This window comes from Bifidobacterium reuteri DSM 23975, from assembly GCF_000741695.1.
Classification (GTDB): Bacteria; Actinomycetota; Actinomycetes; order Actinomycetales; family Bifidobacteriaceae; genus Bifidobacterium; species Bifidobacterium reuteri.
Map to the genome: position 1 here is coordinate 1 of NZ_JGZK01000018.1, position 4,015 is coordinate 4,015.

3 protein-coding genes are annotated in these 4,015 nt (G+C 60.6%); all 3 read right to left on the reverse strand.

Annotated features, from left to right (window positions below; translation table 11 throughout):
- Positions 1-114 precede the first annotated feature (114 nt).
- The 3 genes from BREU_RS10355 to BREU_RS12550 all read right to left on the reverse strand — a co-directional run bounded on the left by BREU_RS10355 (position 115) and on the right by BREU_RS12550 (position 4,004).
- Positions 115-1,992 (reverse strand): ABC transporter ATP-binding protein, encoded by a 1,878-nt coding sequence (locus BREU_RS10355; RefSeq protein ID WP_044090630.1) that lies wholly within the window; start codon positions 1,990-1,992, stop codon positions 115-117.
- A gap of 478 nt (positions 1,993-2,470) precedes the next feature.
- Positions 2,471-3,010 (reverse strand): MarR family winged helix-turn-helix transcriptional regulator, encoded by a 540-nt coding sequence (locus BREU_RS10360; protein ID WP_044090628.1) that lies wholly within the window; start codon positions 3,008-3,010, stop codon positions 2,471-2,473.
- Positions 3,011-3,857: 847 nt separating this feature from the next.
- Positions 3,858-4,004 carry a transposase gene (locus BREU_RS12550; RefSeq protein WP_269147454.1) on the reverse strand — a complete coding sequence of 49 codons (147 nt, stop codon included), beginning with the start codon at positions 4,002-4,004 and terminating at the stop codon, positions 3,858-3,860.
- Positions 4,005-4,015: the final 11 nt, after the last annotated feature.

Below are 4,015 nucleotides of genomic sequence, written 5' to 3' on the forward strand. Positions count from 1 at the left end.
CTGTCAGCGAAGCTGACTGGGGGGAGAGATTCACTAGCCGCCGTCTCTCCCTCCGTCATCGCTTCGCGATGCCACCTCCCTCATCAGAGGGAGGTCTTTGAACGGCAGTAGCCCTTACGCAGTAAGCTCCGATTGGCTGAGCTGGGATTCGGCAATCTGCCGGTAGATCTCGCAGGTCTTCAGCAGTTCGCGGTGGGTGCCTTGGCCGACGACCTTGCCGTCGTCGAGCACGACGATATGGTCGGCGTTCATGATGGTGCCGATGCGCTGGGCCACGATGAGCTTGGTGGAATCCTTGGCCTCGCGGGCGAGCGCGTCACGCACTTCGCGGTCGGTTTTGAAGTCGAGCGCGGAGAACGAGTCGTCGAAGATCAGGATTTCCGGGTGACGGTAGACGGCTCGCGCGATGGACAGGCGCTGCTTCTGACCGCCGGACACGTTCGAACCGCCCTGGGCTATCGCGGCGGAATACCCTCCGTCCATGCGATCCACGAATTCGCTGGCCTGTGCCACATCGGCCGCCGCTTTGATACGATTCAGCTGCTCGGCCGGCATATCGGCACTTTCCGCAGCTTTGCCGGCGGCGATCAACGCGGCCTCGCGCTTACGGCCGGCGATGGTGGAGGTATCAGCCATTTCGACATCCGCCGACTCGCCCCGCACATCGTCGCCGTAGCTCACGTTGGAGGCCACGGTGCCCTTGAACAGCACCGACTGCTGTGGCACGTAGCCGATCTTGTCGCGCAGGGTCTTCACATCGTAGTCGCGCACGTCCACGCCATCGACCAGCACCTGGCCGCCGGTGGCGTCATAGAACCTGGGTACCAGATTGATGAGCGACGACTTGCCGGAGCCGGTGGAGCCGATGAACGCCACGGTCTGCCCGGGCTCGGCGGTGAAGCTGATGCCTTCGAGCGTGGCCTCGCGCGAATCGGGGTAGGCGAAGCTCACGTTGCGGAATTCCACCGTGCCGCGCGCGGCGGTTTCCAGCGCTTTCTCGGCGGCGGATTCGCGGCCGTCCTTGACCAGCGGTTCGGTGTCGAGCACTTCGAGCACGCGCTGCGCGGACACGTCGGCGCGCGGCCAGAGCACGAACACCATGCTCATCAGCAGGAAGCTCATGATCACCTGCACGGAGTAGTTGGAGAACACCACCATGTTGGAGAACAAGGTGAGCTTGTCGGTGAGCGCGGCCGCGTCGATCAGGTAGGCGCCGATCCAGTAGACCGCGAGCATGAGGCCGTTCATCACGGTGTTCATCAGCGGCATCATGAACGCCATAACGCGATTGGTGAACAGCTGGGTTTCGGTCAGGTCGCGGTTGGCCTTGGTGAATTTGGCCTCCTGATAGTCCTCGGCGTTGTAGGCGCGGACCACGCGCAGACCGGTGAGGTTCTCGCGCGCCACGAGGTTGATGTTGTCGGTGAGAGCCTGCATGGCCTTGAATTTGGGCATGACCATGGCCATCATGATGGCGACCGCGCCCAGCAGGAACGCTGTGGCGATGCCGGTGGCGAGCGTCCATTCGAAGCCTTCGTTCGCGATCTTGGCCACCGCCCACACGGCCATGATCGGCGACCTGACGATGAGCTGCAGGCCGATGGTGATGAACATCTGGATCTGCGTGATGTCGTTGGTGGAGCGGGTGATGAGGCTTGCGGTGGAGAGTCGGCTCATTTCGGCCGGGCCGAACGACTCGACCTGACGGAATTCCAGCGAGCGCAGGCGCTGGGTGAACGACGAGCCGACGCGCGCGGACAGGAATCCGGTCACGACTGCGCATGCCACGGAGCCGAGCGAGATGAGCAGCATCTTGCCGCCGGCGATCCAGATGTCCGACATGGCGCTGCCCGGCGTTTCGACCAGCTTGGTGATGTCCGACATGTAGTCGGGCAGCTTCAGGTCGAGATAGATCTGCCCGACGATGGTCACCAGGGCGATGAGCATCTGACCGATCTCCGCTTTGGAGAGGTATTTCAGGATGCGAAGCATTGGTTTCCCCTTGGGTTGGTTGGATTGGTTTGGATTGGATTGTTTGTTTGATTAGATTCTTTTGGTTTGCATTGGACTGTGTTTGCTTGGTGTTTTGCTTGGCTTGCTGATTCTTATTGCCGGCTTGGCTGTCGGCCAAGCATCGGTTGTGTATTACATCGGTTGAGCATTGCCGGGCATTGGCACACAGGCCTACGGCCCCAGCAAGTTATCTTCCGTTATTGAATTACTTACAGTGTAAGATATTACGCGTGGCAACGACAAAGGCTTCTGGACTCCGCATATTTCTCTTTGCGCGAACGCGAACCACACGGTGAAGCCGCGCGCACCCAGGCGCGCGATGAAGCCACCGACAAACCGTCTACCGAATCCTCCCAGACGGCCCCGGGAAGGCTTTCACCGCAGGAGCCCGAGTCAGAGCCCGAGCCGCGCTGTCCATTAGGCGGCGAAGCGACTTTCCTTCGAGCCATTCCCGCCGCTACAATCCTCGACGAGCATCAGCCGCACGCCCGCGCTGCTCCTCCTCAGCCCCGACTTGCCGATCGCGCTTCTCGAACGCGGCCCGCACTTCTTCCGGCGTGGGACGCGGCTTTCCCGGACGGCAAATCGACATGTAGGTCATGAATTCGCGGGAGAGGTCAAGGAATTCGCGAGTTCTGCGCTCCCCCATCTGCGAGAAGATCCAGCAGACGGCATCACGCATCTCCTGCATGTCGCGGCGCCCATGCTCGCGGCCGGCGTCAGTAAGGCTCACACGAACCACACGCCGGTCGTTGGGATCCACTTCGCGCGTCACCAGACCTTTTTTCTCCATGGCGGCCAGCAGTGTGGAGACGCGGCCGGAGGTGGCATGCATGGAATCGGCCAGCTGCGAGGGGGTCATGGTGCCGACATGGGCCAGCTGACGGATAGCGAACGCCTCGCCGTGCGCGCCGCGCATCATCTCGCGCTGCATCGCCGACCTATGGCCCCATACCGTGGTCCACAATTCGTGGACCGCCTCATCCTCAAAGCCCATATCGCCTTCCATTCTCCTGTAATCCCGGCAGCGCGTCATACATAATCGCGAACGGCGTTCACCCGCTTTGCAAGCGACCCCACTACCCGACTCGAGCGTATCCGCCCCACCAAGGCCTCAGTCGCCGCCAGACATGCCGCGCCATACAGCCATCCTAGGTTACCTCACACTGTAAACAATTTTTATCGTCTGACGAATCACCATCCGCATCATCGGCATCGACCAACTTGCACATACGCTTTCAATGGCCACCGGGCAGGCTTAGTCACCATCAACGCACACGCCACAATCAATACGCACGGATCGCATCGGCAATGAAGTTTCCAATGCATCAGCCGTTCGCAGCAATACGGTATAGTGAATCCCGTAAGCAACGAGAAGAGGCTTCGCAGGATGAGGGCGAAGCCGGAGCGCATGCGTTACTTACGACTGCACAGCAATGCGACGATGCTGATGACACCGACGCATGTCGCCGCGGTCCACGTCTCCGGGACGCGAACCGCGAGGATTACCATAACCATCATTATGACAACCCACGTCCAATCGGGTTTGCATGAACCCTGTTTCTTCCGGTTGTTCATTTCTGCCTCCTATTCATGGCAAACAGAAGGCCGGGCCGGGTCTGGCCCGGCCTTTGCCATTGGGAAGTCCTGATTCTCAATAACGCAGAGCGCTAGCTGTGCTGAGCGCGATGCACTACAACACGCTCAGCACATGCGGGAGCACCACCGCGCCGACGTGCTTATCTGCTCCGCCCACCGCCAACTCGCTGCCGCTCGCGGGGACGCGCAAAAATCCGGCTCTTCGGGTGTTTGTGTGGGTGTGGAGCACTGGTCCGGCCTTCTGGTTATTGGCGTCCGGGGAGTTGGAGGTCAAGTCCTCCGCATTTGAGCATGACGAGGCTGATGAGGTTGTCGAGGTTGCGGTAGCCGTAGCCGATCTTGATGGTGGTCTTGATCTTGTTGTTGATGGCCTCGAGCCTGGCGTTGGACAGTCCGGAACGGA